Genomic DNA, 19477 nt, shown 5'->3' on the forward strand with positions numbered 1-19477 from the left:
ATTGGTGTACCTCGAATTTTTCGTTATTAGCTCTCATTGATAATGCTTCTTATCAAATTTTTAAGGACAGCGCCTGGGCCTATCTCTTTAAAATCATCAACACCTCTTTTTAGCAGGTACTTTACTGTTCCCAGCCAATTAACGGTGGTATCTAATTGAGAAGAGAGCAATCCGTGAATATCTTCATCTGTGTAGGGGCAAGCCGTTACATTGGAAATGACCGGTTTATTTAGTTTACAAAATTTAAACTCTCTTAAGTACTCTATAAATTCACTTTTAAACCCAGACATCTGTGAAGAGTGAAAAGCACCACTAACTGGTAAAACAATACAGAAAACTGCACCCTCTGAATTCAGTAGAGGCATAATTTTCTCGATCTCCTCACGGAATCCCGATATTACAATTTGAGAATAAGAATTAATATTTGCAATTTCGATACTATAAAGAGAGTTACTTTGGGCAATTTTAGATATTGTTTCCTGATCAAGCCCTGCTATAGCTGCCATCCCACCATTGGTAGCTTTACTCATTAACTCCGCGCGCTTTTTAACAATTTTCAATCCGTCTGAAAAACCAAATGCCCCTGCGGCTAAAAGCGCATTATATTCCCCGAGACTATGTCCTGCAAAAAAGTCAGGTTCGCTTTCTTTTGTCTCACTTAAATATTTATAGTATGAGAGTGCATTTATAGTGAACAAGGCAGGTTGTGTATACTTTGTCGTATTAAGTAGTTGATTAGGATTATTCAAACAGAGTTCTTTGATCGAATAACCTAAAATATCATCAGCAATTTTTAGATAATCTGGAAATTCATCAAAGAGGTCTTCCCCCATCCCCCTTTTCTGAGATCCTTGGCCGGGAAATACATAAGCTTTCATTTTATACCGCCTCTCATTTATCGATAGTATGTCAGCAGAAATTTTTAACGCAACTCTTCTAGCAACTTATTCATTTGAGCTACATTGACCCTTTGGGGAAAGTTTCTATCATATGAACATGCGGCTACCTTATATTGATTCCCTAAAGAATATTGCTTGAAAAATAATCTTTCTTTATTGGGCTCGACTGCTATAATACTTTCAGAACAAAGAATCGAAAATGAATCTAGCGGTAAATACAGACCTGTTCCAATAGCTTTTATATAACTTTCTTTTAAAGTCCATAGATCAAAGAAATAATCAAGTTGTTCTTCCTGGGACACTTGTTGAAGACGCAAGAATTCTTGTTGTGAAAGGCATCCCTTCGCTGTTTCTATATTAAAGCCTCTAATTTTTTCTATATCTATTCCAACAGGTTTATTACCGAAAATTAGCAATACCCACTCTCCAGAATGAGAGATATTGAAATAGAAACCATTAGAATTGAGGAGATATGGCTTTCCGAATTGATTTTTAGCAAATTGAATCTTTTCATTTGATATCCCTAAATATACGCAGATCACCGCTCGGGTTAATATGTTCCCTAATAATGACCGGTATGAATCTTCTTTATGTGCAAATTTTTCAATTTTCGCTTTTTCTTCTTTTGATACTTTTGTAAGAAGATCTTCATACAACTTGCTGTCCATTATCTGCGGGACATTTAACGCTATAATTTTAGACATGTTTTTCTCCAGAGGGCTCTACTTTCTTTTATTAGTGCTATTATTGGTAAAATACAGTATCCTTTCACAGTCCCCGCCTTTATGACAATTACATTTCATTTCTTTTTCATGTTGAAGATTTACTAAATACTCATACTCATGTAGGCAAATCGCTCCAGTAAGAAATGGTTCGAGTAGTTGTATTTGTAAACTTGAGTGTTTGAATTTTAGTTTACTATAAACACCAGCCATAACTTTATCGTAGTTATAACGGGAGTGGGCTAGGTGATATGATTCAATGCGGTCAATAAACCGAACATCATACCCTAAGTTAAAAGCTCTATAGCCCATTTCTAAATCTTCTAATCTTTCTAATGATCCATCAAAACCATTTACTTTCTCAAGGATAGACATGGGCACGGACAAATTTCCTGTTAAAATTAAAAACCATTTCAACGACCAACTATGGCCTCTTTCTCGATAGGCTTTTGACATTACACGAGGCATTGGTTCAATATGTCTTCGATAACGACTAAGTTCTCCTTTGTCCATCAAAGAGTAAAAAATATCTCTGGATTTTTGCGTAATTCCAGAATAGGTTTCCCATCTATTTCCACATATAAAGGAAGTAGTATTATCTCTATTAGCTAATACATGTTCCTTCACTCCGTTTAAATCAAGAAGACGATCATCATCTAAAAACAAGACATAATCACGGCTTACTTTATCAAGCGCAATATTCCTTGCATTCCCAGCTCCAATAGAGGAAGTGTTTCTTATATACTTTAGTGGGTACAATATCTTCGACCATTTTGCAACGACTTCGTCTGTTTCATCAGAAGACCCATCATTAACAATAATGGTTTCGAAATTTTTATATGATTGTCTTTGCAGACCATATAATGTCAAATCCAAATAGTTGGCTTTGTTTTTAGTTGTTATAATTAAACTTATCGTCACTTTGTAATTATTACCTCTCTATAACTCTCTTAGTATTTCAATCATTTCTCAAAAAGTAATCCTGAAATGCAGAAATCGTAGAAAAATTGTCTAGTACAAGTTCACTATCAGGCACTTCTATCCCAGTTTCCGCTTCCATTTCAATAATAATAGTTATTAACCCCATAGAATCGAGGCCCAAGTCTAACAGATTATCCGTTTCATTCAAAATTTCATCGGGGTTTAAATATCTTAGTTCGACTAGTTTGTCTCTCAATAGTTTGTAAATTTCTTGATTATTCATATCACTTTACCCCTTTAGTATTGTCAATTAGTGTAATCCAGTCCGGCAAATTTATGTTGAACATTGTTGTGTCTAATACGTATTTAGTAAATGCTGTACTTTCGTTACTTTTAGCATTCGTTAAGTTGTTTGATGCAAATAATAGAATCATTTGTCTGTTATATTGATTTCTAATAAATCTACAGCTTAATAAATTGTATTTATTTTCTTTTGATTTTTGATATGCAAAGTGAAGTAACGTTTGTGCAATTCCCTTACCCATAAGTCTGCATGAAACAATCAATTGAATAATTTCATATTCTCTAGATACATCATCCTTGGAAACAATCAGTAATCCAGACCTTCCGTATGAACCGTACTTATCATTAACTAACGAAATATATATTTCATGGTCAGGGCTGTTGATCATCTCAATTATCTCTTCTTTACTCAATCGCAATCCAGTCGCATTCATCTGGTTTGTTCGGTCAATCAGCTCTTTAATTCTTTCTAAATCTTCGACATTTGCTCGCAACATTTCCACTTTAATTCCACAAGAATGCAAAAAGTCCATTTCAGTTCCTGGGAATTGTTCCATTTTACTAATACGCATCTCTTCTGTTTTATAGTATTGTATCCGTTCCTTTGCCTCTTCACTGGTATAGGTATTGTTTTGACTAATCAATTTCACTATATTCCCCAGATTTCTCCCATCATCGACCATGATTGTCGGGTACATCTGCTTCACTTGATCCCTTTCAAATTGGCTATCATCAATAAATAAAATATCATTAGCTTTAATATTAAAACTATTTATGATCCTTTTTATTGCATCAGCTTTACTATCCCAGCTTATTTGCGGTAAAAGAAAATATTGATGGACATTAAATTCTTCCATTTTTTTCATTACTGGCGTCTTTTCATTACGGCTTGCTATTGATTGAATTATTCCTTTTTCATTGATAAGCTTTAATAACGTTAGTACATCGTGACGAAGTTGTACTGATAAATCTTCACTTATGATTCCATCCCAAAGTGTATTATCTAAATCCCAAACGACACATTTAATCATTCAGTTCTCCTTATTCATAAGAATTAGTTCCTTTCTTTGACTTGAGCTTATTGCAGCCAGGATGATTTGAAGCGCTCTCAAACCTTCTTCCCCAGAAACAGCTGGTTTTTTTTGTTGTAGTATGCTGTCAACAAAATTATCTATTACCATACTATTGATCTGACCTCTTTTTCCGATAGTTGTTTGTTTAAGTGAGTATTTTTCAACAGTTCCATCGGTAAGCTCAACAACAACATTCTCCTCGAAAGAATCTTGAATTCTAATAACCCCTTTTTCGCAATAGATTTCGGTAGTATTTTTTTCGCCATTAAAATATGTCCAACTTACCTCCACAGTACCTATCGTCCCATTTTCCATTCGAAGAATTAAGTTAGAATTATCGTCTATATCTGTATTTTTTTTGCATAGGTTTTGCATTATTGCCCCAACTTCGACTACTTCATCTTCCAACAACCAGCAAATAATATCTACTTTATGTATTCCAAGATCGACAATAACACCAGCGAGAGCCTGAGTTTTATCAAAAAACCAAGAATCAATTCCATCAACGCTCCAATTTTCTGGCCCGCTATGTGAAAAGGATGTCCGAAAAGAAAGCGGTCTTCCAAGCCTTCCTTCTCTTATAATTTGTTTTGCTTTAATATGCCACGGAAGGAACCTCTGATTATGCGCTATCATTAGCTGGATATCATTTCGTTCCGCCGCTTCAATCATTGCTAATGCTTCAGATTCTGAGGTTGCTATTGGTTTCTCACAAAGAACATGAACACCCTTGTTTGCACAGTCAATGGCTATTTCTGCATGCGTTCCAAGGGGTGTGCAGATACTTACTATATCTGGTTTCTCGTTATGCAACATTTCTTTGTATGAAGAATACGCTTTTCCTTTATAAATCGATGTTAATTTCTCAGCCCTCTCCAATTGAACATCGCAAAACGCGACAATTTCTGTATTTGAATTAGCCATATACTCAGGTATATGTCTTGATTTAGCAATAGATCCACATCCAATTATAGCCACATGTAACTTCCTCATTATTCAGTTTATTCCTTTCATAAATTCAATAAATTATTACTAACTTTATGAATCGCCTCAATCGCATCGTCACAATCACGGGTTGTGAGATTTTGATGTAAGGGAATGGCTATTGCTCTTGATAGAAGTTGCAGTGTTTTTTGACACATCTCCAATGAATATTCAACATCACCTTTATACCATCCATTACTCCAGGGATTAGAGGCTTCGTAAATTGCTCTTTTATTAAGAATAAAGTCCCAATTCGTATATATATGTCGATCAGAAAAGCCACGGCTTCGCAGCACGTTATTTGGGATCCCTTCTTTTTTCAATGCCATTGAGAATCTCATGGTGATTTGTGGACTTGGCAAATAGAATATTACATAGCACGAACTATCGCCTTCCACATCTGGAACCCTTTGTAATTCAATTAGTGAAACATCTTGTATACCAGCTATTATTTTTTGTTTAATTTTTCTCAATCTACCCACTAAATTATCTATTCTTTCAGATTGAGCTAGACCGATAGCTGCATTCAATTCACTCATTCGATAGTTTTCAGCAGGAAAAGAGGGAAAATTTACAGTGTTTTTACTCACATCCCTAAATAACAAGCCAACATCATGATATATACATGCTCTAGAGAAAATTTCTGAATTATTAGTTGCAATTAGTCCCCCTTCTCCGCTAGTAACCAACTTGTTTTGTTGAAAGCTAAAACAAGCGGCATCTCCGATGGACCCCAATTGCTTCCCTTTATACATCCCCCCATTGGCTTGCGCATTATCTTCAATAACAATAAGTTTGTTATCCTTTGCAATCTTCATTATCTCATCCATTTGCGAAGGAACTCCCTTCATGTGGACGGGTATGATTGCTTTAGTATATTTTGTAAGAGCATTTAATATTGATTTGGGCGATATAGTTAGAGTTTCATCAATATCAACAATAACCGGTACTGCACCAGCTAGAACAACAGCGGAAGCGGTTGCAATAAATGTAAACGCTGGTATTATAACTTCATCTCCCGGGCCAATTCCTGCAGCAATTAGCGTTGCTAATAGGGCAGATGTTCCGGAATTGACCGCCAACGCATGGGTTACGCCTAATCTTTCACAATAAAGGTTTTCTAGCTTTGATGTTTCTGAATCAGTTAAGCATTCTGGTGCCCATCTAAACAATCTCTTCTTGTCCAAAACTCTTAGAACGTATTCTTTTTCCTTTTCATTTATTTCTTCTGTGCAGATATAGCTACTCCCCCACGCTTCACTTCGAACCGGAATGCCCCCATCAATTGCAAGCCTCATTATGCTATCTCCTTATTTTTAGCTTCGATCCAATTTCCACCTTAAGTTCTTCGATTGTATGTACTAATTGATTCTCTATAGTCTGTTTGGTACTTATCCTTGGCTATAGTCCCAATGGCACCAGAAAGACAATGGCTAAAATTATTTATTTTGAAGTTATAAATTGCTTTTCCATCTCATTCATTACCGTTAATCTCCTTTAGCACAAAACTTGAAAAGATTTTTTAACTATGGTCAAATCGTTATCACCTAATAAATAACATAATTGTACATAATTTCGCTGGGGCTTTATATATATAAATTAATGGTTTTACCCCAATAATTTTAGATCCTGTTGCATTGATTAATAAAGGGATGAGAAACCACTAGAGAGAGGATCTAGTTACCAATTTCCGTGGATCGCTTGCTGCGCGCTCCGTCCTGGGCGAAGTAGCATCAGGGGTAGCTCAACTATTATCCAAAATTACGTGACGGACGTATTGAATCCATATTACAGGGACTTCCAGAAAGCCTCTGAGTAGAACAGCAATTAAACTATCCCATCATTAAGGCACTCAATGGTACTTTATGGACAAATAAAATAGTAATTTTCCATACACCATATGATCTGATACCTGCTATACAATTCATCAGCAAAAATTATTTCATACTCAGGACAGTGGCCATCCCTATATCATATTGTTCTGCAAAACGGATTAACAGTATCACCTCACCTCGCTAAATAATACCCTCTTGGTGATTTCCCAAACATTGATTGTATCTTCAACTCGTATCAGTTTTAACTTCATGTTTCTTTATTGAAAAGAGTTTTGTTTTTAAATATCAGGATCCAATCATCCAAGAGACGATAGACTTACTATTGAAACTCGATCGATCTGATTTAAAGAAAGTAAAGACAATACTAAAGGAATTTTTATAAAGGAACACGGGACCCACTTTAGGGTCCCGTGTTTATGTTTTTTAAATTTTGGATAGGTTTAATCAGCTAGATTCATTCTTATTTTGCCTAAACAATATTCCACAATTTTACCATCTGGCTTACGCTTCTTACCTTTACTATTTCAGGGATACCAAGTGCTCCATCCAAAAGATCCGAGGCACATCATTAAGCCTCTGTGGTCTTCTCTTTAATTTGCAGACATGATATCAGACATCCTGATCCATTGCCAATCATTCTGGGCGGTCGTAGGTTTAATCTCCCGACTGAGTCTGAATCGCTGTCACGATCCCGCTGATCTCAACATCTTCAAAATCATCATACATTCGAGGTGTTATCCGCTTATGTGTGTGCAATGATTCGGACAGCGCTAGCTGAATCTGTTCCAACTCTTGAGTATACAGGATCGGCCTTATCTTCCAAGTTGCCTCTAGACTTTGACGCTTCATAGCTTCCTTATGCTCGAGCAAGATAAAACATCGCTCCCATATACCCCCGTCATCAAGTAACCCAGCCATACATATCGCCCCTAAAATCGACTGGGATTAACAAATATTGTTAACACACAATAAGGCGCATTCCTAATGGAATTGCGCCTTATTGTGTGTCGTTACTAACTTCCTTTCATTATCCGCACTTACTGTAACCACAGTTGCTACAGGTCTTGCAGCCCTCGATATTGATCAGCGAGGCCGAGCCGCAGGATGGGCACAGGTCGCGTGATGCGGTCGGTGCATTATACCGTTGGTCATTCCCGTGGTCATGTTCATCGGTCTGCTCGTCATGGTGATGAGCTACCGTCGCAGCAACCGGAGCCGGATCATGGTCTCCGCCGAAATGATCGCTCTGCACATGAATTTCCAACGCTTTGGCAACGGCGTCAGCGATGGATTCGACGCGGTTCGGACCGAAGCCGATCGCACCGGAGCCGCCGATTCCCTTCAGGTGCTTGATCAGTAATTCTACCTTCTCGCCATGATCCCCATAGCGGAGGAACAGGGAGCAGACACGACCCAGCGCTTCTGCCATCGCGAATACGTCAGAACCCGCCTTGCCGACATTCAAGAAGATCTCACTCGGAATTCCGTTCAGATCATTAATCGTAATGTAGGCCATACCGAATGGCGTATTGATCTTGTACGTTGCGCCGCGAAGCACTTGTGGACGCTTCTTATATTGTTTATCTTCAACCGATTTCTTTCCAACAGCGATGCTAGTGTTCTTATCATCTGCTGATTCGTCAGTCGGTACAGCATCACTCGTAGCAGGTTCCCTAGCATCCTTGTCTTCCTTCTTCTCGGTCTGCAGGACTTGCACATCACGGCTACCATCGCGATAGATCGTAACCCCTTTACAACCGAGATCGAAGGCAAGTTCATACAAGCGCTTCGTATCTTCGACTGTGAAATCGGACGGGCAGTTCGCCGTCTTGGAGATCGAGCTGTCTACCCAGCGTTGGATCGCCGCTTGCACGCGGATATGATCCTCTGCAGACAAGCTCATCGCTGTCACATAATAATCCGGCAATTCTACACCTGGATGCGCATCCATCCATTCCTGAGCGATGGGCACGAATTGCTCGTCGAAGCCGAGCCGGCTTTGACGATAATATTTGAAAGCGAAATAGGGTTCAATGCCTGTTGATGTACCAACCATCGTACCCGTACTTCCGGTCGGAGCCTGTGTAATCAGGGTTACATTACGTACCCCTTTCTCACGGATCGCCTCTTCCACTTCCGGATATACCTCAGTCATCACCTTCATGAAGCCGCTCTGCAAGTATTTGTCCGCTTCAAATGCAGGGAAAGACCCTTTCTCAGCGGCAATCTCTGCAGATGCCAGATAAGCTTCCTTAGCGATAAAGCCGTACAATTTATCAAGGAATTCCAGCGATTCCGGACTGCCATATCGAATATGAAGCTTGATCATGAGCTCGGCCAGCCCCATCGTTCCCAAACCTACGCGGCGTTCCTTCTTCTGATTCTGCTCATTTTGTTCAAAATGATATGGCGTCTTGGTAATGACATTATCCAGGAAACGCACAGAATAGCGTGTCGTAACCGCCAGTTCATCCCAATTCACATCATGCTTCTCTTCATTATAGAACCTGGACAAATTAATCGCCGACAGGTTACATACGCCCCAGCCAGGCAAACCTTGCTCTCCGCATGGGTTCGTGCAGATAATCGGGTTAAAGTACCAGCTGTTGGACATTTGATTGTAGTATTCCATGAACACGACCCCGGGCTCAGCCGATTTCCAGGCCGATTCGATGATCGTATGCCAGATTTCTCGTGCCTTCACTGTCCGGTAATGTACAACTTTACGTCCGGCAGCTTTCCATTTATCGAGATCGCCATCCCATACTTCGGTGTAATCGTCATCGGTGGTGTCCGGGAAGACCAATTCCCAATCTAAATCCTCTTTGACAGCCTTCATGAAGGCGTTGCTTACGCATACCGACAAGTTCGCGTTCGTGACTTGTCCCATCGTCTGCTTAACCGTTATGAAATCAAGCACATCCGGATGCCAGTCGTTGATCATAAGCATCAAAGCGCCGCGACGGCTGCCTCCTTGCTCAATCAGACCCGTCGTATAGCTGAACAATCCGCCCCAGGATACCGCACCGCTCGATGAACCGTTAACGCCTTTGACTATAGCACGACGAGGACGAAGCGAGCTGAGATTGATTCCGACGCCGCCGCCGCGGGCCATAATCTCCGTCATTTCACTTAAAGTCTCCATAATACCGCCACGGCTATCCTTCGGAGAAGGAATGACATAGCAGTTGAACAGTGTCAACTCATCGCTGGCTCCTGCCCCTGCGGCAATCCGTCCGCCTGGTACGAGCTTCCAATCTTCCAATATACCACGGAACTTCTCCGACCATTCTGCTTGCTTCTCTGGCGTTTCTTCCACCGAAGCCATCGCATTAGCCAGTCGATCCCACATCTCTTCAGGTGTCTTCTCGATATTCAACGTCAGCTTCTCGACATCTGCCTCTACCAACGCACCGCTGCGTGTCTTGACAGTGACCGACTGACCGTCGCGAGCGATCACTTCGCCAACTTCCTTCGTCGGAAATTTAGGATCATCCTTGGTCAAGACGAGAACAACGTCCCCAACCTTGGCATGGCTCGGATCAGGATTCTTCCAAGCATACCGATCCAAGAAGATTTTCTCGCTTAGCCCTTCCAGGCGCTGATTTTGCTTCGTTTTCAAAGAAAACACCCTCCTAATTATTAGAACTGTTCTTCACCTCTCAGCCGGTTCTTGTCCGATTCCATCCGAATCATAAATAATAACGACTGATATAGTGTTAGCCAATTTCAACAAAAACACAAAAAAACAAGCTCAAAAAAGTAATACCGCTTAGCGGAGCTACCGCAGACAAGAATATAGCCGGAATCAAGCAGTAATTACGAGATTGAACCCTATAAACATGGTTCCTGTTATACATTTACACACTTAGAATTGTTACAATAATATGTACAAATCTCAATATGTAGTGTGCTCAATTCATTATACTACACTACATATGGTTGTCACAACGAATTTCATTTTAATTTGGACTATTAAAGCGACACCTTCCTGTCCAAACTTCTGAATGCTCCTAATTCCTATCTATTTTGGCCCAAGTTATATCCTTTTTGTTTTTCGTCCATACTACCTACAGCAACTAGATAACGAAAGCGTTAGACAAAAGGGAGGTTACATCATCATGAACCCTCATCCCCCAAATCCGGACATGAAGCATATGTTAGCCGGTGTTCCCATCGAATTTGAACGGAATTGGTATGAAGATCTTGATACGAGATTAAAAAAGGGCGGCCCCTGGGATGATTGGAGATTGTTCAATCTGGCCACCCAGGCCGAAGCTTCCCTGCTCGTTACCAGTTTTGAAGAAATGCTATGCCTGGGCCATCTTAATCAATTCGACCCGCTTCCGCATCAGATTGACACGGCACAGAAGGTGATGTTCGAGATGCGCGGTAGAGCTATTCTTGCCGATGAGGTTGGCCTGGGCAAGACGATCGAAGCTGGACTGATTCTGAAAGAATATATCATTCGCGGACTTGTCAAGAAGGTTCTCATTCTCGTTCCAGCCTCGCTGGTTCTGCAATGGGTGAGAGAATTAAATCAGAAGTTCGGTATCTCGGCTGTAGCCCAGAAGAAAGAACATTCCTGGCATAACGATATTGTCGTCGCTTCAATGGATACTGCCAAGCGCGACCCTCATAAGAAAATTCTGACCGATTATGAATATGATATGGTCATTGTCGATGAAGCCCATAAATTAAAAAACAAAAAATCAACCAACTACCAGTTCATGCTGCAGTTGCGTAAAAAATATTGTCTACTCCTGACCGCTACGCCGATCCAGAACGACCTGAGCGAACTGTTCAATCTGATTACCTTGCTCAAGCCGGGTCAGCTTGGAGGTCAGAACGATTTCGCGGCCAACTTCGTCCTCGACAAACGCGTTGCCAAGAACGAGCAGGCCCTCAAGGGCGAGCTGTCAAAAGTATTGATCCGAAACCGTCGCGGCGAAGGCCAGTTGGACTTCAAGAAGAGGATCGTGCGCAATGTGCATGTCGAGCTCTCCCCCGAGGAGCAGAACCTCTACAATGGCGTTACTTCCTTTATCAAGAACCAATATCGGGCAGCAGGCGGTGATATGGGCAGTATGTTCTCTCTGGTCACCCTACAGAGGGAAGTATGCAGCAGCCGCGATGCCGTCTTCGTCACGCTGGTCAATCTGTCCAAGAAGCTGGCCCCGGATTCTCCACTGCGTGACGATATCTGGGATCTGGTCGGAATTATTAAGACGATTCAAGCGAACAGCAAAGCAGAGAAGACGATGGAACTGATCCGTGAGATGAATGAGAAAGTGATCGTATTTACAGAATATCGGGCGACCCAGGAATATTTATTAAAATATTTCAGCGAACGCAATCTTGTCTCCGTTCCTTACCGCGGCGGTATGAACCGTGGCAAAAAGGACTGGATGATGGATCTGTTCCGCGGCAAGGCACAGGTCATGATTGCCACAGAAGCCGGGGGCGAAGGAATCAACCTGCAATTCTGCCACAATATGATCAACTTCGATCTGCCCTGGAATCCGATGCGGGTCGAGCAGCGGATCGGACGGGTGCATCGGCTCGGTCAGCAAAACGATGTGAATATATACAATTTGTCGACCAAAGGAACAATCGAAGAGCATATCGTGAACCTCCTGCATGAGAAAATCAATCTGTTCGAATCGGTTATCGGCCAGCTTGATGTCATCCTCGAACGGTTCGAGAAGAAGGGCTCGCTCGAGAAGAGCATCTACAAGATTTTGCTGGAATCGAGCAACGATGAGGAACTCGCCAAAGGTGTGGATTCTCTCGGCAACTCACTGAATACGATTAAATCCGAACTGGACCGTGAAACTTCAGAACGGGAGCAGGATGGAAATTTTGAACAGCTGCTTGGAGGATAATTGACATATGACGATGACACAGGAGCAAATACAACAGTATGTCATGACATATCTGGACGCTACAGAATGCCAAATCCTTGAGAAGTCCCCGTATCATGTTACCGTCAAGCTCTCTCCGCAAGCGGATCGTGATCTGACGAATCGCCCCTACTACTGGGGATTCGTGGAGCGTACCGGCGTAGAGCCGGAGACGATGAGCTTCTCGTTTGTATTTGATGCCGAGGCTTATGAGGCGCTGCAGGAGCGGAATGATAGCAAGGACAGTGCGAAGCCCGGCGCAGGCTCAGGACCGTCCCAGCTAGGCTCCACACATAACGCCGGGCAGCCGCCTGCTGCCGGATCGGCAGATGACAGCGTTCTTGGACGCTACTTCGGACCCGTCCGACCCCTTCCGATCCTGGGACCCGGACGGATTCAGAAGGAAGTGCTCACGTTCGGAAGTCCACGGCTCAAGCAAATCTTCATGGCAGCCAGACAAGGAGGACGCTGCGTATATTTATTTGAAGACCCTGGACAACGACAGCGCATGACGCTCTTTCCAGCGTCCTATGAGCCATGGCTCGGAGTCTGCTTCAAGCTGGAGTTTTGCTGCGATATCAAACGGGAGGAGATGCACTTTATGGGCATCTCTCTATTAAGCGGCCGAATGGATGAACTCTTCTCCAACCGGCTGGCGAGTATACAGCTTGTCCCCCGCTTGCCTGAGAATGTCAGTATCGAGCCATCCGAGCTGTCTCTTGCGGAAGGTAGAGATGCCCTCGAACAGAGAATGCACGATAAACTTTCCACCTATGATATGTCTTGGGCAGATGCAGCGGCAATCAGGCTGAGAGAGGAGCTTGAGCTCATTGATGCCTATTATCAACCTCTATTGAACGAATCTGATGAAGAACGTAAGCAGGAGGTTGCTGAACAATATGAAGCAAGGCGCAGTGAAATCCGCTGGCAGTACGAGCCGAGAATTGTCGTATCCGTCATCAACTACGGCATCTTTCACCTACGTTCGCTGCGTTGACGGCGCCAGGGCCAGAAATTGACGCTTCTCGCTAAAAGGTCACAAAAATAGAAGCATTCCGTTTCATGCCTGTTTGACAGGTTGCAACACTCTTTTTGCAGCAGCTTCTGTACAATAGGACAAGCGATATAAATTAATGACAGGGGTGACTCGCGTCTGATGCATGTAAACTTTCGTAAACCGATCTCACTGATGTTGAAAATATTGCTATGTACAGGTATTCTTCTCCCGTCCGGATTCGAAGCTCAGGTATTCATCGCCCGAACGCTGGCCGCACCAACTCAGACCTCCTCTATTCAAGCAGCGGCACCAGTCGGGCTCAGGCAATTTGCCGAAGATACGATCCTTCGTCTCTCAGCTACGAAGCCCTTCGCTCACTGGAAGAACGCCGAAACGGTCATTGAGCCGCTGGGACCAGGAACTCACAGTTGGCTTGTCACCATATGTACTGATGAACAGGGCAAAACCGCTGTAGGCCACTCGACTTCAGGCGGATACCTGATCATTTCCGTGACAGACCGCGATGAATACAAGTTGATCGAATATGGAACAGGCGAAGACTCCATATTCTCGCCATCTGCTCTTCAATCGGGTCTGGACAATATCGGAATTAGGCTCGACTCCAATCCCAACCGTACGGTCGTCCCGCTCTACGCTGGACCTACGCTTGCAGAGTGGGGCATTGGAAGCCGCAGCAAAGAAGGTTTCTCCCATTTTCTAAATGCGCTGAATGGTGAAGATTTACCGGAGACACCGCAGAGCTTCGCCAAGCAGGCTGCCAAATATATACCTCCCGGTTCTGCCGCCGGGAGTCATCATAATTCAGATCTGATGCCAGCTGCCCAGGCGATACAAACGGCAGTCCATTTTGATCCATATGATAATATCATGTGGATGACTAGCAAGGCACTGGATATAAACCCACAATCATTTGAACGAATTATTACTGCCACGAAACGTCTCATATATGTCTCCTCCAGCGGGGACCGCACTTATTCCGTACCGTTGCCTGTATTTGGATATCAGCTGTGGAAGCAATCTTCGGCCGACGCCGACGGATATTCATCCTCCGAAGCTTCCATTTACGTACAGAGCGGAACAACATCCTCACCACGTTGGATAGCCCTCGAAGCCATGCTCGACGCAGGTAAATTCGTGGCTTACTAACCCACCCATCCTCCCCCCTGCCGTGATTTCACTCGGTAGGGGAGGGGTAGAATGCAAACAAGCTGCCAATTCAATCGGCAGCTTGTTTCATTTTCTATAATCTACACATTACGTGAGGATGGGTCTCTTCGATATTCTTTCTGTCGCCATTCCTTACCCTTGACGCGTATACGATGGAACGGAATTTGACGTACCCAGAGCGAGATTGAGAATGGTATCATTCCGAACCAGGTCTGCGACCAGCTCTGTCTGCCGCGAGAACGTTCTCGTCTGACGTCTCTTGGCGTCTCTACATAATCAACTACCCGCTCCGTAATGTATTTCACCAGTTCATCACCCTTGTTGGACATATATTCCACCTCCCTTTTGTAATAGCTATCTAAACGTAGTTTGCTCCATAATCCAGTCAAATAAACTTAGTGCCGAATTTGGCGGAGATGCATTTTTTCGCCCATTTACGCTCAATATAGAAGAAGAAACGGAAATCTTGAAAGGTGAGGTCATGAGAAGAAAACTACCTGTTCTGCTCGCTGCTGCTCTCATGCTCTTCAGTTTATGGGTCGACAGCACCCCGATCTCGGCAGATGTTGATGACTTGAAATACGCCTTTCCCGAACCGGTGATCCTAATCGATGTCGGACACGGCGGAATTGATGGTGGTACTTCCTATGGAGACATCCTTGAGAAGGACATCAATCTTGACATCAGCCGCAGATTGTATATGCTTCTTCGAAGTCACGGGTATCGCACAATTTTGAACCGAACCGGTGATTACGCCCTGAGTGATGAGAACCGATGGTTGAAAAGCCGTTCACGGCATATTCGGGACCTTGCCCAGCGCAAGGAGCTTAGTGAGCAAGTACCCTCTTCAATTGTCGTCAGCATGCATGTCAATTGGGGACGCAACAAAACGCGACGTGGTCCGCTAGTGCTTCATCAGAATGAAGGGCGAAGCGCGTTCCTGGCCACCTCCATTCAGAATTCGCTTGACACGCTATACAATAGCCATCGCTTTCCTCAGGTTGGCGAACCTTTCTATTTGTTAAAGCATGTCGATTCGCCTGCAGTTATTGTAGAAACGGGTTTTATCAGCAATAGAGAAGACCGCGCTATGCTTACTAGCAAACGCGGTCAACAGAAGATTGCTGAGGCGATTTACGCCGGTATAGTTCAATATTTTACGGTAATGTAACCCCGAGTCCCGGATTTCCGGGATTTTCTTTTGCCTGGGCCACCTCCAGCATGCCTACAAAATGAATTCCCCGTTGCTTCATTTCCGGAATTGTTCGTTTCAATGCCTCTGCGGTCTTATGTCCGCCAACCCCGACATGCCCAATCGTGACACAGAGATTCTGCTTTTGAAGCCGTTCCTGAATCTTCCTTAGCTGTCCAGTCACATGACTTACCGAATGAACATCATCGAGAAAAATGTCATTCTGAAGCCGTGGCAGCCCTTTCTCATCACATATCTCACCCACAATCGAATGATAATTCGTCTTGCTATCTACAAAGAAGAGGCCATGTTCCTTGCATACATCCAGAATTACACTCATGATCCGCTTATCACCGGTTATTTTCGAGCCCATATGATTATTGATTCCGACAGCGTAAGGCACATTCTTTATGGCCGCCTCCACCTTCTCCCTAATCTCGGCATCGCTCATATTTGACAGAATCGCACCTGGGCCCAGCCACTCCGGGTTCCCTTGCTTCGGCTCCATCGGCATATGAATAATCACATCATGTCCCTTCTCGTGAGCCATACGGGCATCCTTCTCACTCGTTCTAAGAAATGGCATGACCGCTACGGTGAGCTTCACTGGTAGACTGAGGATCTCTTCCGTTCCTTTCATATCGTTGCCAAAGTCATCAATAATGATCGCTAGTCTCTGTTCTGCACCTGTGCTCGTCTTCAATTCGGATGGAGCCAATCCATTCCTAGACTCCTCATAAATACCAGATGCATAACTGGCTGGTACAGAACTCATCATTACTACCAATGTAAGAGTCATAACGAAACCCCATCTTGCCTTGTTGAACTTCATTTTCCTGCGCCTCCACATTAAAATTTGTCAAATCAACTCTTGCTTCCAGGCTTTGCGCCGGATCCAATAAGTCAGCAGCATATCGATCATGAATAACAACAGCAGAATTGGGCCAGCAATCGTCCATAACCCCGCTATTCCGTCATAAATCCCCTGTACAACCGGATGAATGAACTGTAGAAAAACATACGACAACACTCCCCAGTACAGAGAGAAGCGCAGACATATATAGCCGTCCAGCTGAATGCGATAATCTGAATAGTCCCACCATCTTCGGCCGAACAGCTTGTGCAGCAGCAGACCACTGACATATTCAACGACTGTAGGTATAAGCAGACAGGCGAGCCACAGAATCGGCTTGCTCTGTACAACTTCGGACAGAATTAGCAGAAATAATGGTGCAAATCCGTACATCGGCTTAAACGGACCTTTTAGATACCCTTCCTTCCAGAACACTCCTGTCGTGAACCAGCTGTACACATTCTCAAGCAGAAATCCGCAAAGAGAATATACAAAGAAATAGAACAACCACTCATTAAGCTCCAAATTAACCAGCCTTTCTAAGATGTCCTTATCCGAAATTGACAGCCCTAGATCTATCCTTCCTATTATGACTGTCCATGGCTCATTTATGCGTTCGACAAAAAGCCCGGCATATATGCCGGGCTTCAGGGTTATTTTCATCCACTATTGCAATGGCTCCATATTCAGTACTATTCTTCAAAAGCCTGCTTTGCCAATGCCAGGCCTCCACACAGGCCGGCATTGCTGCCTAATCCTGGCGGAACGATGTAATCGTCTATGTCGGAACTTAGGGCGGAATGCTGTACATATCCATGAAGGAGCTGACTTACCTGCTCACGGATCAACGGGAACAATTGCTTTTGGCCCATGACGCCTCCACCCAGTACAACCTTCTTCGGCGAGAGGATAAGGATATAGTTCATTAGTGCTTGTGCAATATAGTAGCTCTCCATCTCCCAGGCAGGATGATTCTCATCGAGCTCATTTCCCTGTCTGCTCCATCTTGCTTCAATCGCTGGACCTGCCGCGAGTCCTTCCAGACAATCCCGATGAAAAGGACAATGGCCTGAATAGTGGTCATCAGGATGGCGTCTGACTAGAATATGCCCCATTTCAGGATGTACCAATCCATGTATCAGTTTGCCTTCGGCGACGGCTCCTGCTCCGATACCGGTACCGACGGTAATATATAGACAGCTATCTAATCCTCTGGCTGCTCCCCAAGCTGCTTCTCCCAGCGCTGCGGCATTCACATCCGTATCGAAGCCGATCGGTACGTTCAAGCTACATTTAATATGGCCCACCACTTGGTAGTTGCTCCAATTCGGCTTAGGCGTCTTCATCACCGAGCCATATGTATCACTCTGTTTATTCACATCGACCGGGCCGAAGCTGCCAAACCCAATCGCTTGAACTCCTTTATCCTTGAAGAACTCTACCACTCTGTCCAGCGTCTCCATAGGCGTTGTGGTCGGAAAAGATATACGTTCTACAATTTCCCCTTCCTCATTTCCGATTCCGCACACAAACTTTGTTCCTCCACCTTCAATAGATCCTAATCGCATGGTCCTCCCCCGTTCTTATAAATAACTTATGCATGATCAGATATCTGTATTTTAGCAAATACAATGCATGGATTATAGTTAAGCAATTACAAAATCGTGATACCATTCAACGAAATGTAGCACATGTTAGAGTTCAATTGTATAATAAATGAAACTAAGTTTTATATAATGAAACATCGAAAGGGTGATACAAATGCCGATGAATTTTCATGATCCTAACAACAGGAGCTCCTATTCAACCAGAAAAGCCGATGAATCCTGGATGACTCTAATCAAAACAAGTGTTGATGTGAAGAATAAGCAGGTTGCGGACATAGGCTGTGGGGGAGGTATATATACCAAAGCTTTGATCGAATTAGGAGCTGGTCACGTGACCGGTATAGATTTCTCTGATGAAATGCTTATTGCTGCGAGAAAAAATTGCGCTATGCTTCCTAACACGGCTTTTCTAAAAGGCAATGCCTATCATTCCACCCTGCCGGAAGGACAGGTAGATATCGTATTGGAAAGAGCATTAATCCATCATCTGAATGACTTGAATGCTTGTCTCAAAGAAGCTAACCGCATCATGAAAAAAGATGGTGTTCTAATCATCCAAGACAGAACTCCCGAAGATTGCCTGCTTCCTGGAGACGAAAATCACATCAGAGGTTTTTTCTTCGAAAAATATCCGAAGCTAGCGACTAAAGAAGTCTCCCGTCGATATGACTCCGATCAAGTACAACAGGCATTACTTGCAAATGGATTTCGAATAGATCGAATAGTTCCAATTTGGGAAACAAGAAGGAGATATAGTCAGTTTGGGGAGTTAAGAGAGGATTTACTTCTAAGAACTGGACGATCCATCCTTCATGAATTGACTGATGACCAACTTCGAGACCTGATCTCATTCATTCAAGATAAATTAAGCGACCATACTGCACCTATTGTTGAGAAAGATTCATGGACCTTATGGTTTTCTGTCAAAGAATAAATAACCCTTTATTTAAAGCAAACAGGCCCCTTAGCTGCTGTATCAGCAATTAAGGAACCTGTTTTT

The 19477-nt window shown here is 43.2% G+C and carries 18 protein-coding genes; 5 read left to right on the forward strand and 13 right to left on the reverse strand.

Annotated features, from left to right (window positions below; genetic code table 11):
* Positions 1 to 26 precede the first annotated feature (26 nt).
* From fabD to ABD014_RS01900, 9 genes are all read right to left on the reverse strand, one after another.
* Entirely contained in the window at positions 27 to 878 is an 852-nt protein-coding gene (gene fabD, locus ABD014_RS01860; RefSeq protein WP_343856761.1) for an ACP S-malonyltransferase, read from the reverse strand.
* A gap of 44 nt (positions 879 to 922) precedes the next feature.
* Complete coding sequence (locus ABD014_RS01865) at positions 923 to 1603, reverse strand: 4'-phosphopantetheinyl transferase family protein (RefSeq protein ID WP_343856763.1); 681 nt, start codon at positions 1601 to 1603, stop codon at positions 923 to 925.
* Positions 1604 to 1621: 18 nt separating this feature from the next.
* A complete protein-coding gene (locus ABD014_RS01870; RefSeq protein WP_343856766.1) occupies positions 1622 to 2542 on the reverse strand; it encodes a glycosyltransferase family 2 protein in 921 nt (306 codons plus the stop codon).
* Between the two features lie 37 nt (positions 2543 to 2579).
* Entirely contained in the window at positions 2580 to 2825 is a 246-nt protein-coding gene (locus ABD014_RS01875; RefSeq protein WP_343856769.1) for an acyl carrier protein, read from the reverse strand.
* A gap of 1 nt (position 2826) precedes the next feature.
* The gene (locus ABD014_RS01880) at positions 2827 to 3876 is read right to left on the reverse strand and encodes an HAD-IIIC family phosphatase (RefSeq protein ID WP_343856771.1); all 1050 of its coding nucleotides are present in this window, start codon (positions 3874 to 3876) and stop codon (positions 2827 to 2829) included.
* The gene (locus ABD014_RS01885; protein ID WP_343856774.1) at positions 3877 to 4896 is read right to left on the reverse strand and encodes a Gfo/Idh/MocA family protein; all 1020 of its coding nucleotides are present in this window, start codon (positions 4894 to 4896) and stop codon (positions 3877 to 3879) included. It lies immediately after the preceding gene.
* A 32-nt stretch (positions 4897 to 4928) separates the two neighbouring features.
* A complete protein-coding gene (locus ABD014_RS01890) occupies positions 4929 to 6200 on the reverse strand; it encodes a DegT/DnrJ/EryC1/StrS family aminotransferase (RefSeq protein ID WP_343856776.1) in 1272 nt (423 codons plus the stop codon).
* Between the two features lie 1191 nt (positions 6201 to 7391).
* A complete protein-coding gene (locus ABD014_RS01895) occupies positions 7392 to 7655 on the reverse strand; it encodes a YolD-like family protein (protein ID WP_343856778.1) in 264 nt (87 codons plus the stop codon).
* A 109-nt stretch (positions 7656 to 7764) separates the two neighbouring features.
* A complete protein-coding gene (locus tag ABD014_RS01900; RefSeq protein WP_343856780.1) occupies positions 7765 to 10359 on the reverse strand; it encodes an adenosylcobalamin-dependent ribonucleoside-diphosphate reductase in 2595 nt (864 codons plus the stop codon).
* 499 nt (positions 10360 to 10858) lie between these two features.
* On the opposite strand from ABD014_RS01900, the gene ABD014_RS01905 reads away from it, so the two are divergent.
* The 3 genes from ABD014_RS01905 (at position 10859) to ABD014_RS01915 (ending at position 14804) form a co-directional block, all read left to right on the forward strand.
* Positions 10859 to 12622, forward strand: coding sequence for a DEAD/DEAH box helicase (locus ABD014_RS01905; protein ID WP_343856782.1), 1764 nt, complete (start codon positions 10859 to 10861; stop codon positions 12620 to 12622).
* 7 nt (positions 12623 to 12629) lie between these two features.
* A complete protein-coding gene (locus ABD014_RS01910) occupies positions 12630 to 13637 on the forward strand; it encodes a YqhG family protein (protein WP_343856784.1) in 1008 nt (335 codons plus the stop codon).
* Positions 13638 to 13796: 159 nt separating this feature from the next.
* Positions 13797 to 14804, forward strand: coding sequence for a hypothetical protein (locus tag ABD014_RS01915; RefSeq protein ID WP_343856786.1), 1008 nt, complete (start codon positions 13797 to 13799; stop codon positions 14802 to 14804).
* Between the two features lie 101 nt (positions 14805 to 14905).
* Here the strand turns inward: ABD014_RS01915 and ABD014_RS01920 are convergent, their stop codons facing one another.
* Positions 14906 to 15154 (reverse strand): YqzE family protein, encoded by a 249-nt coding sequence (locus tag ABD014_RS01920; protein WP_343856788.1) that lies wholly within the window; start codon positions 15152 to 15154, stop codon positions 14906 to 14908.
* 152 nt (positions 15155 to 15306) lie between these two features.
* Here ABD014_RS01920 and ABD014_RS01925 point away from each other — a divergent pair, with 152 nt between their 5' ends.
* Positions 15307 to 15996, forward strand: coding sequence for an N-acetylmuramoyl-L-alanine amidase family protein (locus tag ABD014_RS01925; RefSeq protein WP_343856790.1), 690 nt, complete (start codon positions 15307 to 15309; stop codon positions 15994 to 15996).
* Here the strand turns inward: ABD014_RS01925 and ABD014_RS01930 are convergent.
* The 3 genes from ABD014_RS01930 to ABD014_RS01940 all read right to left on the reverse strand — a co-directional run bounded on the left by ABD014_RS01930 (position 15983) and on the right by ABD014_RS01940 (position 18438).
* Positions 15983 to 16849, reverse strand: coding sequence for a divergent polysaccharide deacetylase family protein (locus ABD014_RS01930; protein ID WP_343856792.1), 867 nt, complete (start codon positions 16847 to 16849; stop codon positions 15983 to 15985). The two genes, ABD014_RS01925 and ABD014_RS01930, sit on opposite strands and share 14 nt — an antisense overlap.
* Positions 16850 to 16876: 27 nt before the next feature.
* The gene (locus ABD014_RS01935; RefSeq protein ID WP_343856794.1) at positions 16877 to 17395 is read right to left on the reverse strand and encodes a putative ABC transporter permease; all 519 of its coding nucleotides are present in this window, start codon (positions 17393 to 17395) and stop codon (positions 16877 to 16879) included.
* Positions 17396 to 17562: 167 nt separating this feature from the next.
* A complete protein-coding gene (locus ABD014_RS01940) occupies positions 17563 to 18438 on the reverse strand; it encodes an ROK family protein (protein ID WP_343856796.1) in 876 nt (291 codons plus the stop codon).
* 193 nt (positions 18439 to 18631) lie between these two features.
* Between ABD014_RS01940 and ABD014_RS01945 the strand changes: the two genes are divergently transcribed.
* Complete coding sequence (locus ABD014_RS01945) at positions 18632 to 19411, forward strand: methyltransferase domain-containing protein (protein WP_343856798.1); 780 nt, start codon at positions 18632 to 18634, stop codon at positions 19409 to 19411.
* Positions 19412 to 19477 lie beyond the last annotated feature (66 nt).

The sequence above is a fragment of the Paenibacillus motobuensis genome (genome assembly GCF_039521865.1).
Classification (GTDB): domain Bacteria; phylum Bacillota; class Bacilli; order Paenibacillales; family Paenibacillaceae; genus Fontibacillus; species Fontibacillus motobuensis.

Coding starts and splice junctions, on each gene's coding strand:
- ABD014_RS01865 (WP_343856763.1), bottom strand. CDS start 1,603: ATGTCTAAAATTATAGCGTTAAATGTCCCGCAGATAATGGACAGCAAG.
- ABD014_RS01945 (WP_343856798.1), top strand. CDS start 18,632: ATGCCGATGAATTTTCATGATCCTAACAACAGGAGCTCCTATTCAACC.
- ABD014_RS01910 (WP_343856784.1), top strand. CDS start 12,630: ATGACGATGACACAGGAGCAAATACAACAGTATGTCATGACATATCTG.
- ABD014_RS01920 (WP_343856788.1), bottom strand. CDS start 15,154: ATGTCCAACAAGGGTGATGAACTGGTGAAATACATTACGGAGCGGGTA.
- ABD014_RS01890 (WP_343856776.1), bottom strand. CDS start 6,200: ATGAGGCTTGCAATTGATGGGGGCATTCCGGTTCGAAGTGAAGCGTGG.
- ABD014_RS01925 (WP_343856790.1), top strand. CDS start 15,307: ATGAGAAGAAAACTACCTGTTCTGCTCGCTGCTGCTCTCATGCTCTTC.
- ABD014_RS01875 (WP_343856769.1), bottom strand. CDS start 2,825: ATGAATAATCAAGAAATTTACAAACTATTGAGAGACAAACTAGTCGAA.
- ABD014_RS01895 (WP_343856778.1), bottom strand. CDS start 7,655: ATGGCTGGGTTACTTGATGACGGGGGTATATGGGAGCGATGTTTTATC.
- ABD014_RS01930 (WP_343856792.1), bottom strand. CDS start 16,849: ATGAAGTTCAACAAGGCAAGATGGGGTTTCGTTATGACTCTTACATTG.
- ABD014_RS01880 (WP_343856771.1), bottom strand. CDS start 3,876: ATGATTAAATGTGTCGTTTGGGATTTAGATAATACACTTTGGGATGGA.
- ABD014_RS01915 (WP_343856786.1), top strand. CDS start 13,797: ATGCATGTAAACTTTCGTAAACCGATCTCACTGATGTTGAAAATATTG.
- ABD014_RS01905 (WP_343856782.1), top strand. CDS start 10,859: ATGAACCCTCATCCCCCAAATCCGGACATGAAGCATATGTTAGCCGGT.
- ABD014_RS01940 (WP_343856796.1), bottom strand. CDS start 18,438: ATGCGATTAGGATCTATTGAAGGTGGAGGAACAAAGTTTGTGTGCGGA.
- fabD (WP_343856761.1), bottom strand. CDS start 878: ATGAAAGCTTATGTATTTCCCGGCCAAGGATCTCAGAAAAGGGGGATG.